Source organism: Endozoicomonas sp. ALB091 (genome assembly GCF_049310265.1).
Taxonomy (GTDB): Bacteria; Pseudomonadota; Gammaproteobacteria; order Pseudomonadales; family Endozoicomonadaceae; genus Endozoicomonas.
Map to the genome: position 1 here is coordinate 739,430 of NZ_JBLYNQ010000008.1, position 20,406 is coordinate 759,835.

Genomic DNA, 20,406 nt, shown 5'->3' on the forward strand with positions numbered 1-20,406 from the left:
TCTTATGCTTGAAAGGATATATCGTATTTTTTTATAAAAATTTTACTGTTTTTTTGATCGATATTTCTTTTGATTATTACTGTTCTCTCCCATGTCAGCAGGCGAATCGTTAGCATTCGCCTGCTCTATTAGCTTATCGGTGCTTAGTGTTTCGGGGATCAACAAGAAGCTGTTCCGGTGGGTAGTCCTTCTTCAGTTTATCCCCGAGCAGCGCTTCAAGATCCGGAATCAGGAACGAATCATCTTCACAGGCAAAGCTGATGCTGGTTCCGCTCGCCCCCGCTCTCCCGGTTCTGCCAATCCTGTGGACGTAGTCATCAGGGTCTTCAGGCAGGTTGTAGTTGATCACATGGCTGATTCCGTCAATGTGGATGCCCCGGCCAGCAACATCGGTAGCCACCAGTACTGAAATTTTTCCGGAGCGGAAATCTTCCAGAGTCCTGAGGCGCTTGTTCTGGGGAACTTCGCCGGAGATTTGGTCTGCCCTGATCCCAACCTTTTGCAGCTGTTCGGTCAGCTTGCGGGTCTGGTCCCTGCGATTGGTGAAAACAATGACTTTTTCCAGCTGGTGATGGTTAATCAGGTTTACCAGCAGGGGAAACTTCTGTTCCGATGAGAGAATGTAAACCTTTTGCTCCACCGTGTCGGTGGCCACACTGTCAGGCTCAATCTCAACCTTTACCGGGTTCCAGGTCCACTGTTCTCCAAGCCTTAATACATCATCTGTGAATGTTGCCGAGAATAGCAGCGTCTGACGGTCTCCCGGTCTTGGCGTCATGCGGATAATACGCCGTACCTGCGGGATAAAACCCATGTCCAGCATGCGGTCCGCTTCGTCGATCACCATGACTTCAACCAGGTCCAGAAACAGGTCTTTACGCTCACAGTAGTCCAGCAGACGCCCGGGCGTGGCAACGAGAATATCCACATAATTTTCGCCGATACGTTTACGCTGTTTCTCATAATCCATACCACCCACCACGGTGACAACGTGCAGCGGAAGGTATTGGGTCAGGGCTTCAGCGTCCTTACCGATCTGCAACGCCAGCTCCCGTGTAGGGGCGATAATGACCGCGCGTGGCTCGCCCAGGTAGCGGGTATCCGGTGCCGGGGTGTCAATCAGCTGCTTGATCGTGCTGATCAGAAATGCTGCCGTTTTACCGGTTCCCGTCTGAGCCTTGCCGATCGCATCCCGACCCGCCAGAGTGCTGCCCAGCACCTCTGCCTGAATTGGTGTGCAGTACTTGAAGCCCTGGTCAGCAATCGCATGCATCAGTTCGCCGGGCAGGGCAAAATCATGAAAGCGGGTCTTTTCAGGGTCAGGCGCTACCTGGAACTGATCAATACTCCAGCTTTCCTGAGCCCGGGCAGGACGGTCTGACTTTCTGCTGCTTGTCCGCTTCGGACGCTTTGATGATTTGACGTTGTTTCTGGAATGCGCAGCCTGTTTTTTGCTGCCGGAAAGCGCTTTCTTCCCTTTTTCAGGGGAAGCGTCTTTACTCGCGCTGCTTTTCTTAAAAAATCCTAGAAAACCACTCAATGCCTTAATCTCGTTCCTTTCAGTCCTGAACAATGGCTTTACCAATTGGCAGCCGGGTGAGCCAGCTATAAGGATACAATCTTTATCCTGATCGTCGCAGAGATGGGCGAGGAAGAAGTTAGCTGGTTAATACCATGCCCACTTTACGGTGGGAGTGGGTATGGTATAGCGTGAGAGCAACCTTGAGAGGATCTTCACGGTAAATGACATGGCGTATTATCGCGCCGATTTAATGGACAAATCAAACGAACTGTACGGATTCGCGCGAATCATGGAAATAGTGTCTTTCCACCAGGCAAATCCGGCGACGGCTAAATGGGATGCCGTGCAGTTAACACGGTCTGGTCAATCGTCCTCGAATTTTCCCCACTCGCCAGATGGCTCATCATCCGCCCGCTTGCCCAGCCACAATTGTTCAGACTTGCCTTTTTTGGACACTTTTCTTTTTTTCCTTTCCAGCCACTGCTTGTTAAGAACCATCATCAAGCCAGGATCAGGCACTGGTCGTACCGTGAGATTTTTGAACAAGGCGGTGAAAAAGCTGGCTTCTTCAGCAAATTTCTGGTTCTTTTCCCCAACAGACTCCGCTCTTACAGGGTCTGGCATGCAGCGATTACCGATAAAATTAGATATTGGACAAGAACTCATAGTTGTCACCCACCATCTGGCTGAAAATTTAATAATAGGTAGAGATGCCGTGTCTGGAAGTTAGACATTGGTGGGAAAGGAAGGATTTTATTTTTTATTTCAATCAGTTGTTTGATCAGGCCGGAAATAGAAGGCGCTCTTTATCTGCCATTGAACGCCCTCTTGCCGTTATCTGAGTTCTGCCACAATTTCCTTGCTGAAGGATTTTTCGCAATAGTGGCACTTCAGCTGGATATCATGACTTTTCTGACGCAGGTAGAAATAGCTTGCCACCGGTTCATTATGCGTAATGCAGTTAGAGTTGGGGCAGGCAAACGCGGCTCTCAGCGTTTTCGGAATGGCCATGGTGAACTTATCCACCACCCGGTAATCATCAATCACGTTGATGGTTGCGCTGGGTGCGAACAGTGCCAGTTCATTGGCCTCCTGTTCGGTAAACATCCGTCCCTCGACTTTTATAATATCTTTGAAGCCCCGGGCTTTACTGGGCAAATTAAAGCCCACGGTAATACGTGCTTCACTGTTCAGCAGATGAAGACGGTCAAGGATTTTTACCCCCTGTCCCGCCGGAATATGGTCGATGACAGTGCCCTGGCAGATGGCTTCAACCTGAAGTTTGTTACTCATCGATCATTCCTCACATCTGGTCATCAAAGGATTCATTGAGAATCAGGGCCAGCAGGGCCTGACGGGCAAATACCCCGTTTCGGGCCTGTTCAAAGTAATAGGCGTGGGGGGTTTGATCGACTTCAACGGCTATCTCATCAACCCTTGGCAGCGGGTGCAGTACTTTCAGGTGTGCAGGTGCCTGTTTCAGGGTTTCATTGGTCAGTACATAGTTTGAGGCGATGTGCTTATACTCGGTTTCATCGAATCGCTCTTTCTGAACCCGGGTCATGTAGATGATATCTGTATCGGCAACCACTTCTTCGATGCTTTCCGCCCGACGCCAACGGATGCCTTTTTCATCCAGTTCCTGCAGGAGGTAGTCCGGCATTGCCAGTGCATCCGGGGCAATAAAATTAAATTCTGCGTTAAAGTGGGTCAGGGCCTGAGCCAGGGAGTGCACCGTCCGGCCATATTTCAGGTCACCGACAAAGGTGACTTTCAGGTTATCCAGTCGACCCTGGCACTCGCGAATACTAAACAGGTCCAGCAGGGTTTGGGTTGGGTGCTGGTTGGAGCCGTCGCCGCCATTGATAATGGGGACACTGGAGAATTCCGAGGCCAGCCGGGCAGCACCTTCCTGAGGGTGGCGCATCACCACCGCATCGGTATAGGAGCTGATGATTTTGATGGAGTCCGCGAGGGTTTCCCCTTTTTTGGCAGAGGTGTTGCCACCGTCAGCAAAACCAATCAGGGTGCCGCCTAACCTCTGAACGGCTGTTTCAAACGAGAGGCGTGTGCGGGTGGATGCCTCAAAAAAACAGCTGGCAATCACTTTGCCCTGCAATAGACCGGGGCGTGGCGTGTGTTTGAGTTCAGCTGCCACTGCAAGAATCTGTTCCATATCTTCCCGGGTAAGGTCGGCTATGGAGATAATGTTCCTGTTAAAGAACCTGTTTCCCATGGGGGTAATACCTGTCGCCTTTGGTCATTTTCAAGTCAAAAAAAAGCCCCTGGATCAAGGGGCTTTATTTTGCAATACAGATAAAGTGGTTAGCACCAGTAATAAGGATTCTGCTTGTTCTTTTGATTGACTGACGGTTCATGTGCAGTGTCATCGAAACCTTATCCCGGGTGAGTGTCGTTCAGGTTAACTCTTTTTGGTCAATCAGTCAGCTTCTTTGTTGGGTAAAAGCAGTCCGGTTGACAAATTGTATGGCATTTTACACTTCAACTGTCGTTGGTCAAGGGATTTCAGTGTTCTGGCCAGGGGCGGCGGCCTGACCGGAGACTGGCCAGTCCCGCTCACGCTCTTGTCTGAAGAAATTACCAGGGGAGATCAAGCTTTAAACTTGCCTCAAATGCCCTTAGAACCGACTCTTTGGAGTGTAAGATCCAGATGCTGGTGACAAAGTTATAAAAGGTGTCCAGCCAGCTGTCATGATGGTTCAGCTGGTAGATATGTCGTATGTTGGTTTCAAGCCCGCTGGAAGGAATCTTCATCCCGGCAACCACCACCTTGTTCGGCGGCAGTTTCCATCGGGAATATCGGCTGAGCGGATTATAGTCCTGTCCATGAAGAAAGCTGCCTTCAACATAGGAGTGATGAATTCTGGCCAATCGGCTGTCGGGCATACCTGCCAACCAGCTTGGGTGAATACCGTAGCTGTTGAAAATGTAGGCTTGCTCAATGGTCTCGGATATTGACATGGCGGCCTGGGCAATAGCGCCGCTGAAGGAGTAACCGGTTATCTCCACTGAATGGTCCGGATACATATCTTTCAGGGAATCAGCGAGATCGCTGATATCCTGCAGCTGTTTTACCGCAAGAGAGCAGGGAGAGCTGCCGGGGTGAGCGGGTTTTGATTGGGTAACCAGGCATTGGACAGCCTCATCGGACTTTTCACCGGCCAGGGCCAGAACGATCTTGCTCTTGGTCTGGGCGTTGGATGAAGGGTCTTCAGTCAGTTTAAATACCCTGACCTTGATGTTCGAGTCCGGGATAGTGACCTGGCCGATTATCTGGTGGCGGGTCTGGCCAGATTTTCGTTTCTCCTCGGCGGTGCTGGTAAAATGGGGCTGCCATTGCTCAGGGATGGCTTCCGGGTCCGCCACGAATAGAAACTGTCTGGAGCCCAGGTAAGAGAGCCTGAAAATAGCAAATATCTGTTTTTCCGGATCATCGGAGGTCAGGATTGCGTCCATTTCGGAAAAATAGCTCATCAAGGCATAGGGGTAACGCTCCAATAGCAGTTCAGTGGTGGCCCGGTAGTCTACGGTTCTTTTTTGAACGGTTTGCTGTTGATCGTTTTCATTGGATTCGGGCGTTTGTTCAGGCTCCATGCCGGAATTGGCGGGTGGCGGCGCAGTCCATTCAGCGGTGATGCCAGACGCCTGTGGCGTGGCGTCAGCAATAGCGAACAAACTGAGAATGCTCAGCAGTAAGGGGACTGCAATGATTAGGCGTATAGAGTTAGGGTGCATGGGGCTTTCCTGACCAATATAAAACCAGAGGTTAATAACTATGACCAGAAAAAGAGGCTAACGTTCAAATTTAAAGGTGTGAGGGGATTAATCAAAGCGCCTGATCCGCTGATGAGGGTGGAATAACAGGCTTACAAGTTGTGTTTCTTCATTTTGCACCCGCCCGGGATTTCAATGGTGACGTCACTGTTCAGCTGGCAGCAGCAGGTCAGTATTTTTCCTTCCGGAATAAAGGCGATGGGGTCGGTGGTATAGGTGACTTCACCATCAACAAGGGTGACCTGGCAGCTGCCACAAAACCCTTCACGGCATTGATACTCCATGTCGACGTTTTCCTGCTCAAGGGCTTCCAGAAGCGTCAGCTCTTTGCGGGGAATAAAGCTGAAGCCTTCAAGAATCTTAACAATATGAGCCATGGTGTTTCGCCTGTATCAGCCAGGCTTGAAACAGGCCTGGCTATGGGACGTTGGGTATCGGAACTGCTTACACTGTTTTTTAATGCAGGACTTATAGCGAAAAGTTGCTGAAATCTTCGGACTGCACTTCGCTGTCTATTTGTCCAACCAGGTAGGAGCTGACCTCCACCTCCTGAGGCGCAACCTGAACGTTGTCGCTGTTAAGCCAGCTGTTCATCCAGGGCAGAGGGTTCTGTTTGATGGCAAACGCCGGTTCAAAGCCGACGGCAACCATCCGCTGGTTGGTGATGTATTCAACGTACTGGCCAAGAATGTCCCGGTTCAGGCCAATCATGGAGCCATCACGGAACAGGTAGTCTGCCCAGTCTTTTTCCTGTTCTGCCGCGTCGATAAAAATCTGCCTGGCCTGGTCTTTCAGCTCACGGGCAATCACTGCCATTTCCGGGTCATCTTTGCCATCGGCCAGCAGTTGCAGGATATGCTGGGTGCCGGTCAGGTGAAGAGCTTCATCGCGGGCGATCAATTTGATGATTTTGGCATTGCCCTCCATTGTGGAGCGCTCGGCAAAGGCAAAGCTGCAGGCAAAACTGACGTAAAAACGGATCGCTTCCAATACGTTCACAGACACCACAGTGAGGTAGAGCCTGCGCTTCAGGTCGGTAATGCTGATGTTGATTTCTTCGCCGTTAACGGTGTGTTTACCTTCACCCAGCTGATGGTAAAGGCTGACACCTTCGATCAGGGCGTCGTAGTAGCGGGTGATGTCCCGGGCGCGTTTGGTAATCGCCTCATTGGTCACGATATCGTCGAAGATACGGGCCGGTTCGGTGACGATATTGCGGATAATATGGGTATAGGAACGGGAGTGGATGGTCTCACTGAAGGCCCAGGTTTCGATCCAGGTTTCCAGTTCCGGCAGGGAAACAATAGGCAGCAGGGCAACGTTCGGTGAGCGGCCCTGCACCGAGTCCAGTAGGGTCTGGTATTTCAGGTTGCTGAGAAAGATGTGCCTTTCATGATCGGGAAGCGCAGCAAAGTCACGGCGATCGGTTGAGAGGTCCACCTCCTCAGGACGCCAGAAAAAGGAGAGCTGCTTCTCAATCAGCTTCTCAAAGATCGGGTATTTCTGGACATCATAACGGGATACATTGACATTACGGCCAAAGAACATGGGCTCCTGAGTAGCATTGAAGTGTTCCCGGTTAAATGTGGTGTATGTCATTGTTCGATTTGCCCCAATTCAGTGGTTTCCGCGTATGGTTTGCTGGCCTGGGAGCCTGTCGGACTTAAGGGTCCGTAGCGAGGATTGCGAGAAATTGAGGATAAAAATTTCTGCTTCTGAGGAGAATAGCGGGGCTATTTGACGAAGAAGCAGGAATTTTTAGACCAATTTATCGCAACCGCAGTAGGACAGTCTTAAGTCCGACAGGCTCCTAGAGTGATGCGAACCGCGTTATTTATCTATAAGCATTTGCGCTATAGACAGGATTGCTGTTCGCTATTGATCAATAGTTCTGACAAGGGATGTTCATCAGATTTTGCAGGCCCCCCCTGCGCAGTCATCATCCATGTCATTCTGAGCGTCAGCGGCACCATCACGGGTATTGTGGTAATACAGTGTTTTTACGCCCAGTTTGTAAGCGGTCAGCAGGTCTTTCAGCAGCAGCTTCATCGGAACTTTGCCGCCTTCAAAGAGACCGGGATCATAGTTGGTGTTGGCTGAGATCGTCTGGTCGACAAACTTCTGCATGATGGCAACCAGCTGAAGGTAGCCATCGTTGTTCGGGATGTTCCAGAGCAGTTCATAACGATCCTTAAGCTCGACGAAATCAGGAACAACCTGCTTGAGAATGCCATCTTTGCTGGCCTTAACGCTGACAAAGCCCCGGGGCGGCTCAATACCGTTGGTGGCGTTACTGATCTGGGATGATGTCTCGGATGGCATCAGGGCGGTCAGTGTTGAGTTGCGCAGGCCGAACGACTTGATCTCCTCACGCAAGCTTTCCCAGTCAAGATGCAGGGACTCTTCACAAACCGTATCAAGGTCACGTTTGTAGGTATCGATAGGTAAGATACCCTTGGCATACGTGGTCTCATTGAATTTGGAGCAGGTGCCTTTCTCTCTGGCCAGCTTGTTTGACGCTTTCAACAGGTAGTATTGAATGGCTTCAAAGGTGCGGTGGGTCAGGCCATTGGCGGAGCCATCCGAATACCGGACATTGTTTTTGGCCAGGTAGTTGGCGAAGTTAATCACCCCGACACCCAGGGGACGCCGTCCCATGGTTGAGTTGTAAGCAGCAGCAACCGGGTAGTCCTGGTAGTCCAGCAGGCTGTCGAGGGCACGCACAATCAGTTCTGACAACTCTTCCAGTTCTGCCAGATCCTTCAGGGCACCCAGGTTAAATGCGGCCAGGGTGCACAGGGCAATCTCGCCCTCTTCGTCATGGATATGATCCAGGGGTTTGGTGGGCAGGGCAATTTCCAGGCACAGGTTACTCTGGCGAACCGGGGCCACTGCCGGATCAAATGGGCTGTGGGTATTGCAGTGATCGACGTTTTGCAGGTAGATCCGCCCGGTACTGGCCCGCTCGGAGGCAAACAGTGAAAAGAGTTCAATCGCCTTCAGCGTGGTCTTACGGATGCTGCTGTCCTGCTCATATTGCTTATAGAGCCTTTCAAACGCTTCCTGGTCAGCAAAGAACGCATCATAAAGTCCCGGCACATCGCTGGGTGAAAAGAGGGTGATATTACCGCCTTCGATCAGGCGCTGGTACATCAGCTTGTTAAACTGCACGCCATAGTCGAGGTGGCGAACGCGGTTATCATCCACCCCCCGGTTGTTTTTCAGAACCAGCAGGTTTTCAACTTCCAGGTGCCAGATCGGGTAGAAGAGGGTCGCTGCGCCACCGCGAACACCACCTTGAGAGCACGATTTTACGGCCGTCTGGAAGTGCTTGTAGAAAGGGATACAGCCGGTATGGAAGGCTTCTCCCCCACGGATCGGGCTGCCCAGGGCGCGAATATTACCGGCGTTGATACCAATCCCCGCCCGCTGGCTGACGTATTTAACAATAGCGCTGGACGTGGCATTGATGGAGTCCAGTGAGTCCCCGCATTCAATCAGTACGCAAGAGCTGAACTGACGGGTAGGTGTACGTACCCCGGACATGATCGGGGTGGGCAGAGAGAGTCTGAAGGTGGACACCGCATGGTAGAAACGCTCAATGAAATCCAGGCGAGTCTCTTTCGGGTATTGTGCAAACAGGCAGGCACCAATGAGCATGTACAGAATCTGGGGGCTCTCGTAGTACTCGCCGGTTACCCGGTTCTGCACCAGGTATTTGCCCTCAAGTTGCTTGACCGCTGCATAGCTGAAGTTCATATCCCGGCGGTGATCAATAAAGCGTTCCATCTGATCAAACTCAGCTTCACTGTAGTCCGTCAGGAGGTGCTGGTCATACTTCTTCATCTCCACCAGTTTGACCACATGGCTATACAGTCCGGGCGGTTCAAACTGGCCGTAGGCCTTTTTCCGCAGGTGGAAGATGGCCAGGCGGGCAGCCAGATACTGATAGTCCGGAGCCTGGGCCGAAATCAGGTCGGCAGCGGATTTGATCAGTGTTTCATGGATATCCGTGGTCTTGATGCCATCGTAGAACTGTATGTGAGACTTAAGTTCAACTTCAGAAACGGAGACGTTGTCCAGGCCCTCGGCTGCCCATGTAATCACTTTATGGATCTTCTCAAGATCCAGTTGTTCCTTATCTCCGTCACGCTTGGTGACCAGGATATTTTTATTCATTCAGCCCTTACCTGTGTATTCAATGAACACGCTTGATCAAGCGCGGCTATCAATGACCTTGCAGCACGCTTCATGGCCCGGTCAGACCAGCAGACAGTATTACTGCACGTGCTGTCCATCACTGTCTTATCGCCAGCCACTGTACACTGCGGTGGCTGTGAGACTATGAATCTGTCCGGGATATACCTGATGAGTCAGATCCCCGCCTCTGCGAGACAGGCTGTAGCGGCGGAACCGCGAGGCCGCGCAGCTGACAATCTGTATAAGCATTCTTCCCTGATTACCGTCCGCTCTTCCGTTATGTGCTGCTGCCAACAGTAAATCCGCTGTTTGGCTGGACTGTTGCCTGAGGCATTTCCGGTATGCCGGGTTGCTCGGGCGGCAATGTGTTACTCAGCAGCGAGGGGTACCATATATAGTGTAGCGGCCGTTTATCTACACAAGATAATGCGCAGTCGGGAGAAATTCAAGCCGATAAAACCGGGGGGGTGCTGTGGATAAGATGTGGATTTCTTTCGGTGTTGGTGCCCACTAACTCCCGGGTAACTTTTTCAGACAGAACGAGAAGTTTGCAAGCTCAAGATGGGATTTTGTCAAAATAAAAAAATATTCTGAGTCCGCTTCGGAGAAAAAAATCATGAATACTCTGGCTTCCGGACGTTGATTCAGAAATGTTTGGGCCTGCTCCGGTTCCGGGGAGGACGTTCGATCGTCGGTAGTGTAACATCTACGGCCCATAAACCATCAGATTGCCAGTGAAGTGCCGGTTTTTTGCCGCTTTCAATATTTCGTCTCTTAAACCCTGGGGTGTAAAACAATGGCTTTGGATAATGCAGAAACGGGTCGCATCCTGATTGTTGAGGATGATGAGCGTCTGGCAACCCTGACCCGTGAGTATCTTGAAAATAATGGCCTTCAGGTGTCGGTGGAAGGTGATGGTGGTAAGGCCGTTGAACGTATTTTGAGTGAGCGCCCCGATCTGGTGGTACTGGATCTGATGCTGCCGGGGGAAGATGGGGTGTCCATCTGTCGCCGGGTGCGAGGCCAGTATCATGGTCAGATACTGATGCTGACTGCCCGCACCGATGACCTTGACGAAGTGCTGGGGCTGGAAATGGGTGCGGATGATTATGTTGCCAAACCGGTCCGTCCAAGAGTATTGCTTGCCCGTATAAGAGCCCTGCTGAGAAGGGGCTCGGCACCGTTAGAAGACGAGCCGGAAGTGCAGAATAGCCTTCGCTTTGGCGCGCTGGTGGTTGATAACTCCATGCGTGAGGCCTGGCTGGATGACCAGAGCGTCGACCTCACCAGCGCTGAATTTGATCTGCTCTGGCTGCTCTGTTCAAATGCTGGCCGGGTGTTGAGCCGGGAAGAGATCTTTGCCCAGTTGCGCGGGATTGAATACGACGGTCAGGACCGTTCCATCGATGTCAGGGTTTCACGCATTCGCCCCAAAATTGGCGACGACCCGATGCACCCTCGTCTGATCAAGACGGTGCGCAGTAAAGGGTATCTTTTTGTGAAGAGCATGTGACAAATGAGTAAGTTGCTGGCATAGCGTCATGAGCAGTATTTTTCTTCGTATCTATGGCGGCCTGCTGTTTTCCCTGGTTCTGGTCTCAGTGCTGTCTGGCATAGTGGTCACTATTGTCAATGGTGTTCGATTGGCCGAGTACCGGGAAGATATGGCCCGAGGGACCTTCCGTCTCGTCTCTGAAGTACTGGCCGCCATGCCAGAAGAGCAGCGGCATAAGTGGCTGGGAGAGTGGGGACATAAACTGTCGATTCCTTTTTCAATGTTGCCTTTGGAGCGATCCGACTTCACACCTAAAGAGATTGAGCAGCTCTCTTTAGGGGGGATTGATGTTCAGATGCTGACGGAAAAGGCCGCAGTTATTACCGCCTTGATTGATGACCGGTGGTTGTTGCAGGGACGGGTGGCGGAGATATCTGAACAAATGGCAAGTGGTACCATTGTTTTTCTCAGACACCTGCTCAGCCATTACTCTGCGGATGAGCGAGTGACGGTATTGGCTCAGCGATCCGGAGAATCGCTGAGCTTTCCTGTGTCCATTGTTCACTCCGCTACGTCGTTAACGCCCCTGCAAAACACCCAGTTGCAGCAGGGCAGTATTGTGACTGTGTTGAACATCAGGGATGAATCGCTCCAGCTCTATGCCCAGATGAAGGACAGTGATCAGATACTCCATCTTGGTCCATTGAAATTACTGAACCCTTATCCTTTTAAACTGATCCTGACCCTGGGGCTGTTCGTCTTGATCTCTCTGAGCCTTGCCATCTATATCCTGGTCAGGGGAATGGAGAAGCGGCTGCGAAAACTGGAAAGAGCGGCGACACGCTTTAGCCGGGGAGACTTTGAAGTACGGGTTAATGTTGGCGGGGCGGATTCCATTGGTCGCCTGGCCATGGCGTTTAATGCCATGGCCGACCATATTCAGCGTCTGCTGAGTCTGCAAAAAGAGATGATTCATGGCGTATCCCATGAATTAAGAACCCCCGTAGCAAGGTTGCGCTTTGGCCTGGATTTGATTGCCGATGCCAGAACACAGGAAGCGCGGGAGGCCCAGCTGGAGGGCATGGACCAGGATATCCAGGAACTGGATCATCTGGTGGATGAGTTTCTGACCTATGCCAACCTGGAGCAGGGAACCCCGACCCTCCGTTTGAAACGTCATGACGTTGATAAAGTAGTGGCCCAGGTGGTTGGCGAGCATCTCAGATTACAGAACCGGGTTGAGATCGAGCATATTCCCTGCAATGTGTTAAACCCGAGGCGGTTTGTCGAAATTGACCGGCGCTATATTCATCGGGCGATACAGAACCTGGTAGGCAATGCCTGTCGCTATGCGGACAGTAAAGTTCAGGTGCGTTTTTCATCCACCCAGGACACTTGTCGTATTGATGTGGATGATGACGGGGCCGGGATTCCGGAAGAGCAGTGGGAACGGGTATTTTCTGCTTTTTCCCGACTGGACGACAGCAGAACACGCAAGTCAGGAGGCTATGGTCTGGGGCTCTCAATCGTCCGGCGGATTATGTACTGGCATGGGGGGCGGGCGCTGGTCAGCCACAGTCCCCTGGGGGGAGCCCGGTTCAGTCTGGTCTGGCCCAGGAAGCAGAGGCATTAAAGTTTCTGATGTTTCCGGGAACGTCTCCCCGGGAACATCAAGAAGATCTTGAAGAATTTCAAGAAAGTCCTCCTGGACGCCTTCCTCTTTGAGAATATGGAAGGCAACGTTCTGGGTTGAGAAGCCGGGTTTCAGGACATAATCATAGTGCAGGCGGCCTTCACTGTTGATCTCAGCGCTGACATGAAGATTTTGAAACCTGTCCGGGAACTGATCAGCCAGTGAGGCCAGCCGGGCATAGTGGGTAGAAGAAATGCTGATCGTCCCGGGTAAATCGCCAATCGATTTTATATAGGTGAGTGCACCGATCTCCCCTTCTTCAGGGCTGGTATTGCTGAAAATTTCATCCAGAAAAGCAATGCTGAACTGACCAGTCTCCAATGCGCGTAATGCCTCCAGCAGCTTGATAGCGCGTTTTGATTCTGCGCTGAAACTGGAAACGCCAGTAATCATTTCAGGCTCAATGACGGTATGAATAAAGGAAAATGGTGTCAGTTTAAAGGACGCAGCCGGAGATATACCCAGTGTCTGCGCCATAATGACGTTGAGTGCAGCAGCAATCATGGCATTGGATTTTCCTGCAGCATTCGGCCCGGTAATAATGATATTGGTCGGTGCTATGGCGTGGTTGGCGGCAAGGTCATTGGAAACCGCAATGGCAGGGGAGAGCAGAGGGTTCCAGAAGCCCTGAAGCTCGATACCCGGTTGTGCTGATACTTGATATTGTGCAAAGCACAACGGATTATTTTCCCGGTAAGAAGACGACCGCAGCAGCTTGGCAACGGTCAGCCAGGCATCAATCTCACCGGTGGCCTGCATAATCCTGATCAGTGGGATGTGGTTTCGGCGCAGCAGCATCAGGCTTCTTTTGTAGCGTCCCATGTTGGTTACCAGATAGGTGAGTGTGTCGGGTGTTTTCTCTGGCGCATCGTTTAACAGTGTGGCTATCTCCTGAATCTGGGTGGAATTGCGAAATTTCAGGAAGCCGCTGTCATGGTCCAGAATATCCTCAAGGGCCGGGTGATGCCGGGCCAGTTGCTTTAGTTCTCTGGCGCTGGCCAATGCTCTTCCGGGTCTGCGGCTGCGCTCCATGACAAACGTGTAAGCGGCCCGATTATCCTGAAAGAGCCAGTATGATTGATAAATGGCGATCATTTGCAGTACCGCAAAGCTACCGAAGGTGAAAATTTTGACCGGTGGTGGAAGCCCCTGAAAGTGATCGTGCATTTCAGAGATGGCCAGGTTCATATTGGCTGGCAGGTTGATGGCTGAATTGAGAAGCCCATGAATAATCCCGTATTGCGAGTCAAACTTGCCAAGCAGCGTCGACCCGATCAGGCCGATAGGTACATTCAATGCACTCATAACACTAATGATGTCGTTTAATCGGCGGGCAATCTCTTCATAGAAGGCATCGGAGGTGAGCCCCGGAATGTATGTCTGGTAATCAATCTCATCAAAATGGGGGCTGTTCACGGCATCAGAAGGGTCGAGCAGGGCAATGAGTCCATCTTCATCCGCGGCATAGCGGATCAGTTGCTCCTCAATCTGAAAGATGACTTTGGGGTGATCCAGCAAGTATTGAAGTGCGTTTTGGCGTTTTTCAAGAACCTCTATATCCGTAATTGGGGATATCAGCAGGTTGGCCAACATAATTTCACCCGCGACCGTCATCGGAGAGCCTAAATTGCCGAGCAGGCTATGTCCGGGGTTTTGTACGGTGCCACTGAGAATATGCAGGTCTTTAACGGCATGATGGGTCATTATCTCGTTGCCCGTTTTATGAGTACGGGAAAAATTTTGCAAAAGAATGCTGCGTCTTTCTCCCGGGGACAGAAGAATTTCAGGTAACTCCTGTTTCTGGTTACGCGAGTTTATGGCGTTTTTGTATTTATCTGCGGAGTGGATTTTTGCCAGGTGATCATGTATCAGCTGATAAGTGTTGGTGATCTCCATGCCTGCGTCAGCATTAAGACTTGCGCTAATGGTTGTGATTAACAGGAATATTAAATAATCAGTGGCTCTTGATTTCATTGGGTATTTTCGATGGACAGTTTTTATTGTTTAACATTTCATGTTGCACATCAGAGGCCTTTGGGTAATCAGGGTTACAATCCCGGTTTTTTAGGCCAATGAGCGGATTTATTGTCAATTGAGCAACTCATATCCCCTTAAGCTTGTGTAAAAATAGATGAGAAGCCATAGTCTCGCCATACACTGATGATGTGATCCATTTCAAGCGATTGATCGAGAGAGTAAAGCATGTCATTCCGTCTGGAGATGAAGGTTCGCGACTATGAGTGCGACCTGCAGGGAATCGTCAACAACAGTGTCTATTTCAATTATCTGGAGCATGCACGGCATGAGTTTCTGCACGCTAACGCTATCGACTTTGCCAGTCTGGCTGCAGAGAAAATTCATCTGGTGGTGCTGAGAAGTGAGATGGATTACAAAATGTCGCTGGTACCTGGGGATGAATTTTATGTAGAAGTAGAACCCGTGCGACTTTCCAAACTGAAATTTGGTTTTAAACAGAAAATCTTCCGGAAACGGGATAACAGGCTGGCCATCGATGCGCTGGTTATTGGTACATCAGTGAACGCTAAAGGGCGGCCTTTTCTATCAGAAGACATTGACCGGGTATTTCCACTGGCATGACAAAGGATAAAAACGTCAGCGCTTGTCTGACGTTTCTGATCGTTATTTGTTCAGCAGTTTCCTTCCGGCAAAATAATCCAGACTGACATAACGTCCGGCTCCCTGGAAAACCAGCACCAGCAACATCACCAGGTAGGTGGCGGCAAACTCAATGCCATTGTTCAGAATCACCGGCTTGCCAAACTCGGTAATATAGTGGTAGCGGCCGGGATGGTTTGACTTCAGCCAGCCCAGAAACCCATTCAGTCTTTGGGTTGCTTCAGCGGCGTGTTCATTGGCAGCAAAGCTGCCCGGGTCAGCAATGGCCTGCCAGCCATGGGGCCAGTGCACCGCGAAAATAGCCACCAGCATAGTGATGATCAATGGGACTGAAATCAACCGAATGCCCAGGCCGGCCACCAGCAGCACAGCGCCGATAATCTCTGTCCAGGTCGCCAGTGCTGCCATCAGCCAGGGGAAGGGGAGGGCCAGTCCATGCTCAAACCACATCACAATATCGTCAAAGTGCGCCAGTTTGTTGGTGCCGGCAATCCAGAAGATGGGGGCAAGGTACAGGCGCAGGGCCAGCAACGGAAGCCCATCAGCGTGATGGAGGTAACCTGCTGTTTTTTGGTAGAGTGACAGGATCTTATTCATGGCTGATTCCCTGGATGTTCTTATTGAGTTATTCACTCAACGTTTCAGCCGTGGGATTGTTACAGTGTGCAGGTTATTTTTTCATTCCGGGTTTGTAACGATATGGACGATGAAGCGTTAATAATAAAACAGGCACAAAATGGTGATCAGCAGGCGTTTACAGTGCTGGTGAAGCATTACTATCGCTTGATGCGCTTCGTTGCCCTGCCGATTGTGGGCGAAAGTGATGCCGATGAGATTGTCCAGGAAGCCTGGTTGACGGTGCATCAGAAACTGCCTCAATGGCAGCCCAGAGGCAGTTTCAAGGGATGGTTGCTGACCATTACCGCCAATGAAGCCCGTTCCCGCTATCGTCGGCAGAAACGTGAGCTGCTGTCCGATGCTCCGGAAGAAGCGCCGCTGGCCCATCGTTTTAAAGAAGATGGCCATTGGCAACAGCCGCCTTCCAACTGGCACATCGATGGGCCGGGGGCGCTATTGGATAAACGGGAACTGATGGACTGCCTGAACCATAAGATCACCATGTTGCCGGAGAAGCAGCGTCTGGTGTTTGGCTTGAAAGATTTCAGCCAGATGTCACTGGATGATATTTCCGGTTTTATCGGTGAGTCCGCAGCCAATGTCAGGGTTCTGCTGCACCGGGCGCGGGCAACGCTGTATTCCGGTATTGAACAGTTTCAGGAGACAGGCCGATGTTGAAATGTCGGGATATCGAGCAAATGGCGGGTCAGCTTCAGGATGACGAGCTGAACTGGCGACAGCGTCTGAGTATGCGAATGCATTTGATCATGTGCCACCATTGCCGACGTTTTCTCAAACAGTTTGCCGCCATTAAAAAGCTGGCAGAGCACTCCGTCAGTGAACCGGCGTCTGATGATGAAGTGAAGTCGGTCATGGATAAAATTAACGGTTCACCCTGGGAGCCTGACCGAGAATAGACTGCCCTACGCGGCAACTGCTCTCCTGCGTTGCCCTAGCTCCTGCATCCATGCAGTCGTGCGGTGGCAGCAAATTGGTCTAAAATCCGCTTTTGTTCGGCAAATAGCCCCGCTATTCACCTCACAAAACCGAATTTTTATCCTCAATTTTCTGCCATCCTCGCTACGGGCGCTATTCTCGGTCAGGCTCCCAGGGGTAGAGTGCCCCTGGGTTTTTTAGTCATAACTGTCGAATATTATTCTTGCTTTAAAGCCTTCCCACAATCAAACCCAGTTGATAAAAACGCATCAATGCCTGCTCAGCATAAGGCTTGACCCGGGTTCGCTCGGCCACCGTCAGGTGTTGCAATGTCTGCTTGATAAGCTGCTCCTGGTTCACCGGCTGATCAAGGGTGGAGGCAGTTTGAAAAAGCTGCCAGGCCAGTGCATCCACCGTCAGAAACCGCGTTTCATTTTCCTGACGGTAAACAATCAGCAGGGTTGGTTGTTCGGGAGCGGCCTGTGGTTGAAAGTCACGGCTGATTTTATGGACAGGGTATTGGTAGGCGGCGGCCACGGCATTAACCGACCATATCAGTGCATCTTCACAGTCTGAAAAAACCGCGATTGCTGTGGCGGCTGGTTCGTCCTGTTCATTGCCCAGCAACAGGGTTTCCAGCCATTCATAGTGGGCCAGTTCCCGGAGGAACGGTGGCAGAGTGTGGGACTTATCAGTCACTGGATTAGTATTAAGCCAGGCCAGAAACTCCCCGGAGATATCAATAAAGTAGGGGGAGCTGGCAGGGTGATCGGCAATAAAGCGATCCACCAGATGATTGAACGCCTCCTCCGGCAATAACTTTTTCAACACCGGGAAGCCTTGGCTGACAAAGTTAGATATATTGTTTCGGATCAGCCGGGAGTAAACGGCAAAGCGTTCCGGCTTTATCTGCTCAAATGGATTATCAGTCTGATGACGTATAGCCTCGGTAAACTGCTGTTGAACTATCTGGAAATCATCCACAGGCGTACTCCTTCTGCTGATGCATCACAGAGTGCTGAATCCGGTGTATGGAATCGAGCTCTTCAACCAGTTTATCCAGTGGCGGAATATTAAAGTCCCGCTCCAGTAGCGTTGGGAAAACGCCGTGGTATTGGTAAGCTTTGCCAAGCAGCTGCCAGACATCATCGCGAACTGGTGCGCCATGACTGTCGATAATAAGGTCCGGCTGCTCAACATAATGACCGGCAATATGGCCGTAGCTGATACGCTCAGTGGGCAACTGCCTCAGAAACGTATCTGCGTCATAACCATGATTGACGCTGTTGACAAAAATATTGTTGATATCCAGCAGCAGCTCACAATCCGCCAGTTCCAGAACCCGATGAATAAACTCAATTTCCGGCATCTGTTGCCCGGGAGCGCAGTAGTAAGAGACGTTCTCCACCGCAATGGGCTCACCCAGAAAGTCCTGGGTCTGTTTTATCCGGTCCGCCACGTAATGTGAAGCCGCTTTGGTAAAGGGAATAGGCATCAGGTCATAGAGATGCCCCTGGTCAGAGCAGTAACTCAGGTGTTCGGTGTAACGAACTACCTGATGCGCCTGTAGAAATGCCCTGATATCGCGCAGCAGATTCATATCCAGCGGTGTCGGACCACCCAGTGACAGGGAGAGACCGTGGCAAACCAGCGGTGTCTGATCGAGAATCTGCTCCAGCAGCTCGCGTCTCTGTTGCGGCGCTTTAATCCAGTTTTCCGGAGCAACCTCCAGAAACTGAACAGAGGAGGGCACCTTTTTGGCCAGGCTCTGAAGATGCTCCCGGCGCAGGCCAAGGCCTGCACCGCTGAGTGAAGGAACAGGCTTCATCAGGCGGCTCCGCACTTGCCTTCGCCGCATTTGCCTTCTTCATCCTTGCTGGCTGATTCGCCGCACTTGCCTTCACCGCATTTGCCTTCGCCCGCTTTCATGGCACTGTCGCCACCGCATTTGCCCTCACCACACTTCCCTTCGTCCGCTTTGGCCGATGCCGAAGATGCACCACATTTGCCTTCACCACATTTGCCCTCATCCACCTGTTTTTCCGCCAGCACAATGCCCTCATAGCCCTGGCTCAAAGAGCTGATGGAGCCGGTCATATCGGCACTGACGGTGACGGATGCAGCGGAAACCAGAGTGGCAGCAACCAGGTTGGTCAGTTTGTTGGTTTTTGTTGTCATGGTGACTCTCCTGTCGTTTTTTAACCGACCGCAAAGTGCGGACTTATCAATACAACGGGAAAGTCGGTGGGATGTTACAGATTCGTTGAAAAAAAATGGAAAAATAATTTCAGGCCGGTGGTTCCGGCCTGAAAGGGCCTTTATAAAAGGCCAAAGCGGAAAATAGTTTTTTCCTGATAGGTTTCACCGGGATTCAGCCGGGTTGAAGGAAACTCCAGCCTGTTGGGGGAGTCCGGAAAATGCTGGGTCTCCAGGCAGAAACCTGCCCGCATACCATATTGGCTGCCACCCCGTGCAGGCTCACCTGCCAGATAGTTGCCGGTATAGAACTGCACTCCCGGTTGAGTGGTAAGTACCTCCAGGGTACGACCACTGTCTGGTTCTTCTACTCGGGCGACAGGTGTCAGAGCGCGATCATTCCCCCTCTCCGTCCAGATAACCCAGTTATGATCGTATCCCCTGGCCTGCTTCAGCTGAACAAAGTCTTGGGCGATATCCTGACCAATAGGCTTCATAGTGGTGAAATCCATGGGGGTGTTAATGACTGGCTCAATCTCACCGTATGGAATGGACGTTTCATCCGTTGGGGTGAACTGGCGGCAGTGCAGCAGCAGCCGGTGGCTGAGACAGTCGTCACTGCCATTAAGGTTGAAATAAGCGTGGTTGGTCAGGTTAACCACGGTGGGGGCGTCCGTCGTTGCCCGATACTCAATACCCAGCTCATTCTGGTTATTCAGGGTGTAGATCACGTTGACACTCAGGTTACCGGGATAACCCTCTTCACCATCTTCTGATTCATAGTTAAGGGACAGTGTGCTTATGTCGTCACTGGTCTGGGACTCTGCCCGCCACAGGTGATGATCAAACCCAACCTTGCCACCATGCAGGTGATTTGGTGCATTGTTGCAGGCCAGCTGAAACGGTTCACCCTCAAGTTCAAATTCTCCCCTGGCGATACGGTTGGCATAACGGCCAACAATGGCACCAAAATAAGCACTGGACCGCTCGTAATCCGCCACCGAATCACAGCCCAGGGTGACTTCGCCCATATTGCCTGCTTTATCCGGCACACGAATGCTCTGGATAATACCGCCCATTGTCAGGATGGTGACTTCCATGCCTTGCTGGTTACAGAGCCGGAAGGCATACACCGGTTTACCGGAGCGAGTGGCTCCAAACACTTCCTGAAAAATCTTCATAAATACGCCATTGCCCTGGAAAACAAATCGCCAACTTTCATAACCCAACTTGCAGAGAAAGTGGAGTGAGGTCTGAGGAGTGTTCACATGGAAAATTGTGAACATCCCTGGTAGGTAAAGAAAAATTCTCGCA

19 protein-coding genes are annotated in these 20,406 nt (G+C 51.3%); 5 read left to right on the plus strand and 14 right to left on the minus strand.

Annotated elements, in window-relative coordinates; translation table 11 throughout:
• Positions 1-133: 133 nt before the first annotated feature.
• The 8 genes from rhlB to nrdA all read right to left on the minus strand — a co-directional run bounded on the left by rhlB (position 134) and on the right by nrdA (position 9,496).
• The gene (gene rhlB, locus ACO6UX_RS19485; protein ID WP_422450019.1) at positions 134-1,540 is read right to left on the minus strand and encodes an ATP-dependent RNA helicase RhlB; all 1,407 of its coding nucleotides are present in this window, start codon (positions 1,538-1,540) and stop codon (positions 134-136) included.
• Between the two features lie 345 nt (positions 1,541-1,885).
• Positions 1,886-2,197 (minus strand): hypothetical protein, encoded by a 312-nt coding sequence (locus ACO6UX_RS19490; RefSeq protein WP_422450020.1) that lies wholly within the window; start codon positions 2,195-2,197, stop codon positions 1,886-1,888.
• Between the two features lie 159 nt (positions 2,198-2,356).
• Positions 2,357-2,815: an aspartate carbamoyltransferase regulatory subunit gene (pyrI, locus tag ACO6UX_RS19495; protein WP_101747838.1), complete on the minus strand. Its 459-nt coding sequence runs from the start codon at positions 2,813-2,815 to the stop codon at positions 2,357-2,359.
• A 10-nt stretch (positions 2,816-2,825) separates the two neighbouring features.
• The gene (gene pyrB, locus ACO6UX_RS19500; RefSeq protein ID WP_422450021.1) at positions 2,826-3,758 is read right to left on the minus strand and encodes an aspartate carbamoyltransferase; all 933 of its coding nucleotides are present in this window, start codon (positions 3,756-3,758) and stop codon (positions 2,826-2,828) included.
• Positions 3,759-4,120: 362 nt separating this feature from the next.
• Positions 4,121-5,278 carry a hypothetical protein gene (locus ACO6UX_RS19505; RefSeq protein WP_422450022.1) on the minus strand — a complete coding sequence of 386 codons (1,158 nt, stop codon included), beginning with the start codon at positions 5,276-5,278 and terminating at the stop codon, positions 4,121-4,123.
• Between the two features lie 131 nt (positions 5,279-5,409).
• A complete protein-coding gene (yfaE, locus tag ACO6UX_RS19510; RefSeq protein WP_101747835.1) occupies positions 5,410-5,694 on the minus strand; it encodes a class I ribonucleotide reductase maintenance protein YfaE in 285 nt (94 codons plus the stop codon).
• A gap of 91 nt (positions 5,695-5,785) precedes the next feature.
• Positions 5,786-6,916: a class Ia ribonucleoside-diphosphate reductase subunit beta gene (gene nrdB, locus ACO6UX_RS19515; RefSeq protein ID WP_422450023.1), complete on the minus strand. Its 1,131-nt coding sequence runs from the start codon at positions 6,914-6,916 to the stop codon at positions 5,786-5,788.
• 309 nt (positions 6,917-7,225) lie between these two features.
• The gene (gene nrdA / locus ACO6UX_RS19520; protein ID WP_422450024.1) at positions 7,226-9,496 is read right to left on the minus strand and encodes a class 1a ribonucleoside-diphosphate reductase subunit alpha; all 2,271 of its coding nucleotides are present in this window, start codon (positions 9,494-9,496) and stop codon (positions 7,226-7,228) included.
• Positions 9,497-10,313: 817 nt separating this feature from the next.
• Here nrdA and ACO6UX_RS19525 point away from each other — a divergent pair.
• Positions 10,314-11,030: a winged helix-turn-helix domain-containing protein gene (locus ACO6UX_RS19525; protein WP_422450025.1), complete on the plus strand. Its 717-nt coding sequence runs from the start codon at positions 10,314-10,316 to the stop codon at positions 11,028-11,030.
• A gap of 28 nt (positions 11,031-11,058) precedes the next feature.
• Entirely contained in the window at positions 11,059-12,645 is a 1,587-nt protein-coding gene (locus ACO6UX_RS19530; RefSeq protein WP_422450026.1) for an ATP-binding protein, read from the plus strand.
• On the opposite strand, the gene ACO6UX_RS19535 is transcribed toward ACO6UX_RS19530, so the two are convergent.
• Positions 12,535-14,679, minus strand: a complete 2,145-nt coding sequence (locus tag ACO6UX_RS19535) for a MutS-related protein (RefSeq protein ID WP_422450027.1) — start codon at positions 14,677-14,679, stop codon at positions 12,535-12,537. The two genes, ACO6UX_RS19530 and ACO6UX_RS19535, sit on opposite strands and share 111 nt — an antisense overlap.
• A gap of 228 nt (positions 14,680-14,907) precedes the next feature.
• Here ACO6UX_RS19535 and ACO6UX_RS19540 point away from each other — a divergent pair, with 228 nt between their 5' ends.
• Positions 14,908-15,303 (plus strand): acyl-CoA thioesterase, encoded by a 396-nt coding sequence (locus tag ACO6UX_RS19540; protein ID WP_422450028.1) that lies wholly within the window; start codon positions 14,908-14,910, stop codon positions 15,301-15,303.
• A gap of 42 nt (positions 15,304-15,345) precedes the next feature.
• Here ACO6UX_RS19540 and ACO6UX_RS19545 read toward each other — a convergent pair whose 3' ends face one another.
• Entirely contained in the window at positions 15,346-15,939 is a 594-nt protein-coding gene (locus ACO6UX_RS19545; RefSeq protein WP_422450029.1) for a DoxX family protein, read from the minus strand.
• A 102-nt stretch (positions 15,940-16,041) separates the two neighbouring features.
• Here ACO6UX_RS19545 and ACO6UX_RS19550 point away from each other — a divergent pair, with 102 nt between their 5' ends.
• Together ACO6UX_RS19550 and ACO6UX_RS19555 are read left to right on the plus strand one after the other, a co-directional pair.
• On the plus strand, positions 16,042-16,638 hold the full coding sequence (locus ACO6UX_RS19550) for an RNA polymerase sigma factor (RefSeq protein WP_422450030.1): 597 nt from the start codon (positions 16,042-16,044) through the stop codon (positions 16,636-16,638).
• Positions 16,632-16,877 carry a zf-HC2 domain-containing protein gene (locus tag ACO6UX_RS19555; protein ID WP_422450031.1) on the plus strand — a complete coding sequence of 82 codons (246 nt, stop codon included), beginning with the start codon at positions 16,632-16,634 and terminating at the stop codon, positions 16,875-16,877. The genes ACO6UX_RS19550 and ACO6UX_RS19555 overlap by 7 nt, the downstream gene beginning before the upstream one ends.
• Before the next feature lie 247 nt (positions 16,878-17,124).
• Here ACO6UX_RS19555 and ACO6UX_RS19560 read toward each other — a convergent pair whose 3' ends face one another.
• The 4 genes from ACO6UX_RS19560 to ACO6UX_RS19575 form a co-directional block, all read right to left on the minus strand.
• Entirely contained in the window at positions 17,125-17,880 is a 756-nt protein-coding gene (locus tag ACO6UX_RS19560) for a DNA-binding domain-containing protein (protein WP_422450032.1), read from the minus strand.
• Positions 17,873-18,724: a DUF692 domain-containing protein gene (locus tag ACO6UX_RS19565; RefSeq protein WP_422450033.1), complete on the minus strand. Its 852-nt coding sequence runs from the start codon at positions 18,722-18,724 to the stop codon at positions 17,873-17,875. The genes ACO6UX_RS19560 and ACO6UX_RS19565 overlap by 8 nt, the downstream gene beginning before the upstream one ends.
• A complete protein-coding gene (locus ACO6UX_RS19570) occupies positions 18,724-19,074 on the minus strand; it encodes a hypothetical protein (protein ID WP_422450034.1) in 351 nt (116 codons plus the stop codon). Before ACO6UX_RS19570 ends, ACO6UX_RS19565 begins: the two co-directional genes overlap by 1 nt.
• A 140-nt stretch (positions 19,075-19,214) precedes the next feature.
• On the minus strand, positions 19,215-20,273 hold the full coding sequence (locus ACO6UX_RS19575) for an aldose epimerase family protein (RefSeq protein WP_422450035.1): 1,059 nt from the start codon (positions 20,271-20,273) through the stop codon (positions 19,215-19,217).
• Between the last annotated feature and the right edge of the window lie 133 nt (positions 20,274-20,406).

What these genes read in the sequence shown, in the direction of transcription:
- pyrI (WP_101747838.1), bottom strand. Translation starts at nt 2,815, where the DNA reads ATGAGTAACAAACTTCAGGTTGAAGCCATCTGCCAGGGCACTGTCATC.
- ACO6UX_RS19550 (WP_422450030.1), top strand. Translation starts at nt 16,042, where the DNA reads ATGGACGATGAAGCGTTAATAATAAAACAGGCACAAAATGGTGATCAG.
- ACO6UX_RS19570 (WP_422450034.1), bottom strand. Translation starts at nt 19,074, where the DNA reads ATGACAACAAAAACCAACAAACTGACCAACCTGGTTGCTGCCACTCTG.
- ACO6UX_RS19545 (WP_422450029.1), bottom strand. Translation starts at nt 15,939, where the DNA reads ATGAATAAGATCCTGTCACTCTACCAAAAAACAGCAGGTTACCTCCAT.
- nrdA (WP_422450024.1), bottom strand. Translation starts at nt 9,496, where the DNA reads ATGAATAAAAATATCCTGGTCACCAAGCGTGACGGAGATAAGGAACAA.
- ACO6UX_RS19535 (WP_422450027.1), bottom strand. Translation starts at nt 14,679, where the DNA reads ATGAAATCAAGAGCCACTGATTATTTAATATTCCTGTTAATCACAACC.
- ACO6UX_RS19565 (WP_422450033.1), bottom strand. Translation starts at nt 18,724, where the DNA reads ATGAAGCCTGTTCCTTCACTCAGCGGTGCAGGCCTTGGCCTGCGCCGG.
- ACO6UX_RS19575 (WP_422450035.1), bottom strand. Translation starts at nt 20,273, where the DNA reads ATGAAGATTTTTCAGGAAGTGTTTGGAGCCACTCGCTCCGGTAAACCG.
- ACO6UX_RS19555 (WP_422450031.1), top strand. Translation starts at nt 16,632, where the DNA reads ATGTTGAAATGTCGGGATATCGAGCAAATGGCGGGTCAGCTTCAGGAT.
- pyrB (WP_422450021.1), bottom strand. Translation starts at nt 3,758, where the DNA reads ATGGGAAACAGGTTCTTTAACAGGAACATTATCTCCATAGCCGACCTT.
- yfaE (WP_101747835.1), bottom strand. Translation starts at nt 5,694, where the DNA reads ATGGCTCATATTGTTAAGATTCTTGAAGGCTTCAGCTTTATTCCCCGC.
- nrdB (WP_422450023.1), bottom strand. Translation starts at nt 6,916, where the DNA reads ATGACATACACCACATTTAACCGGGAACACTTCAATGCTACTCAGGAG.
- ACO6UX_RS19525 (WP_422450025.1), top strand. Translation starts at nt 10,314, where the DNA reads ATGGCTTTGGATAATGCAGAAACGGGTCGCATCCTGATTGTTGAGGAT.
- ACO6UX_RS19530 (WP_422450026.1), top strand. Translation starts at nt 11,059, where the DNA reads ATGAGCAGTATTTTTCTTCGTATCTATGGCGGCCTGCTGTTTTCCCTG.
- ACO6UX_RS19540 (WP_422450028.1), top strand. Translation starts at nt 14,908, where the DNA reads ATGTCATTCCGTCTGGAGATGAAGGTTCGCGACTATGAGTGCGACCTG.
- ACO6UX_RS19505 (WP_422450022.1), bottom strand. Translation starts at nt 5,278, where the DNA reads ATGCACCCTAACTCTATACGCCTAATCATTGCAGTCCCCTTACTGCTG.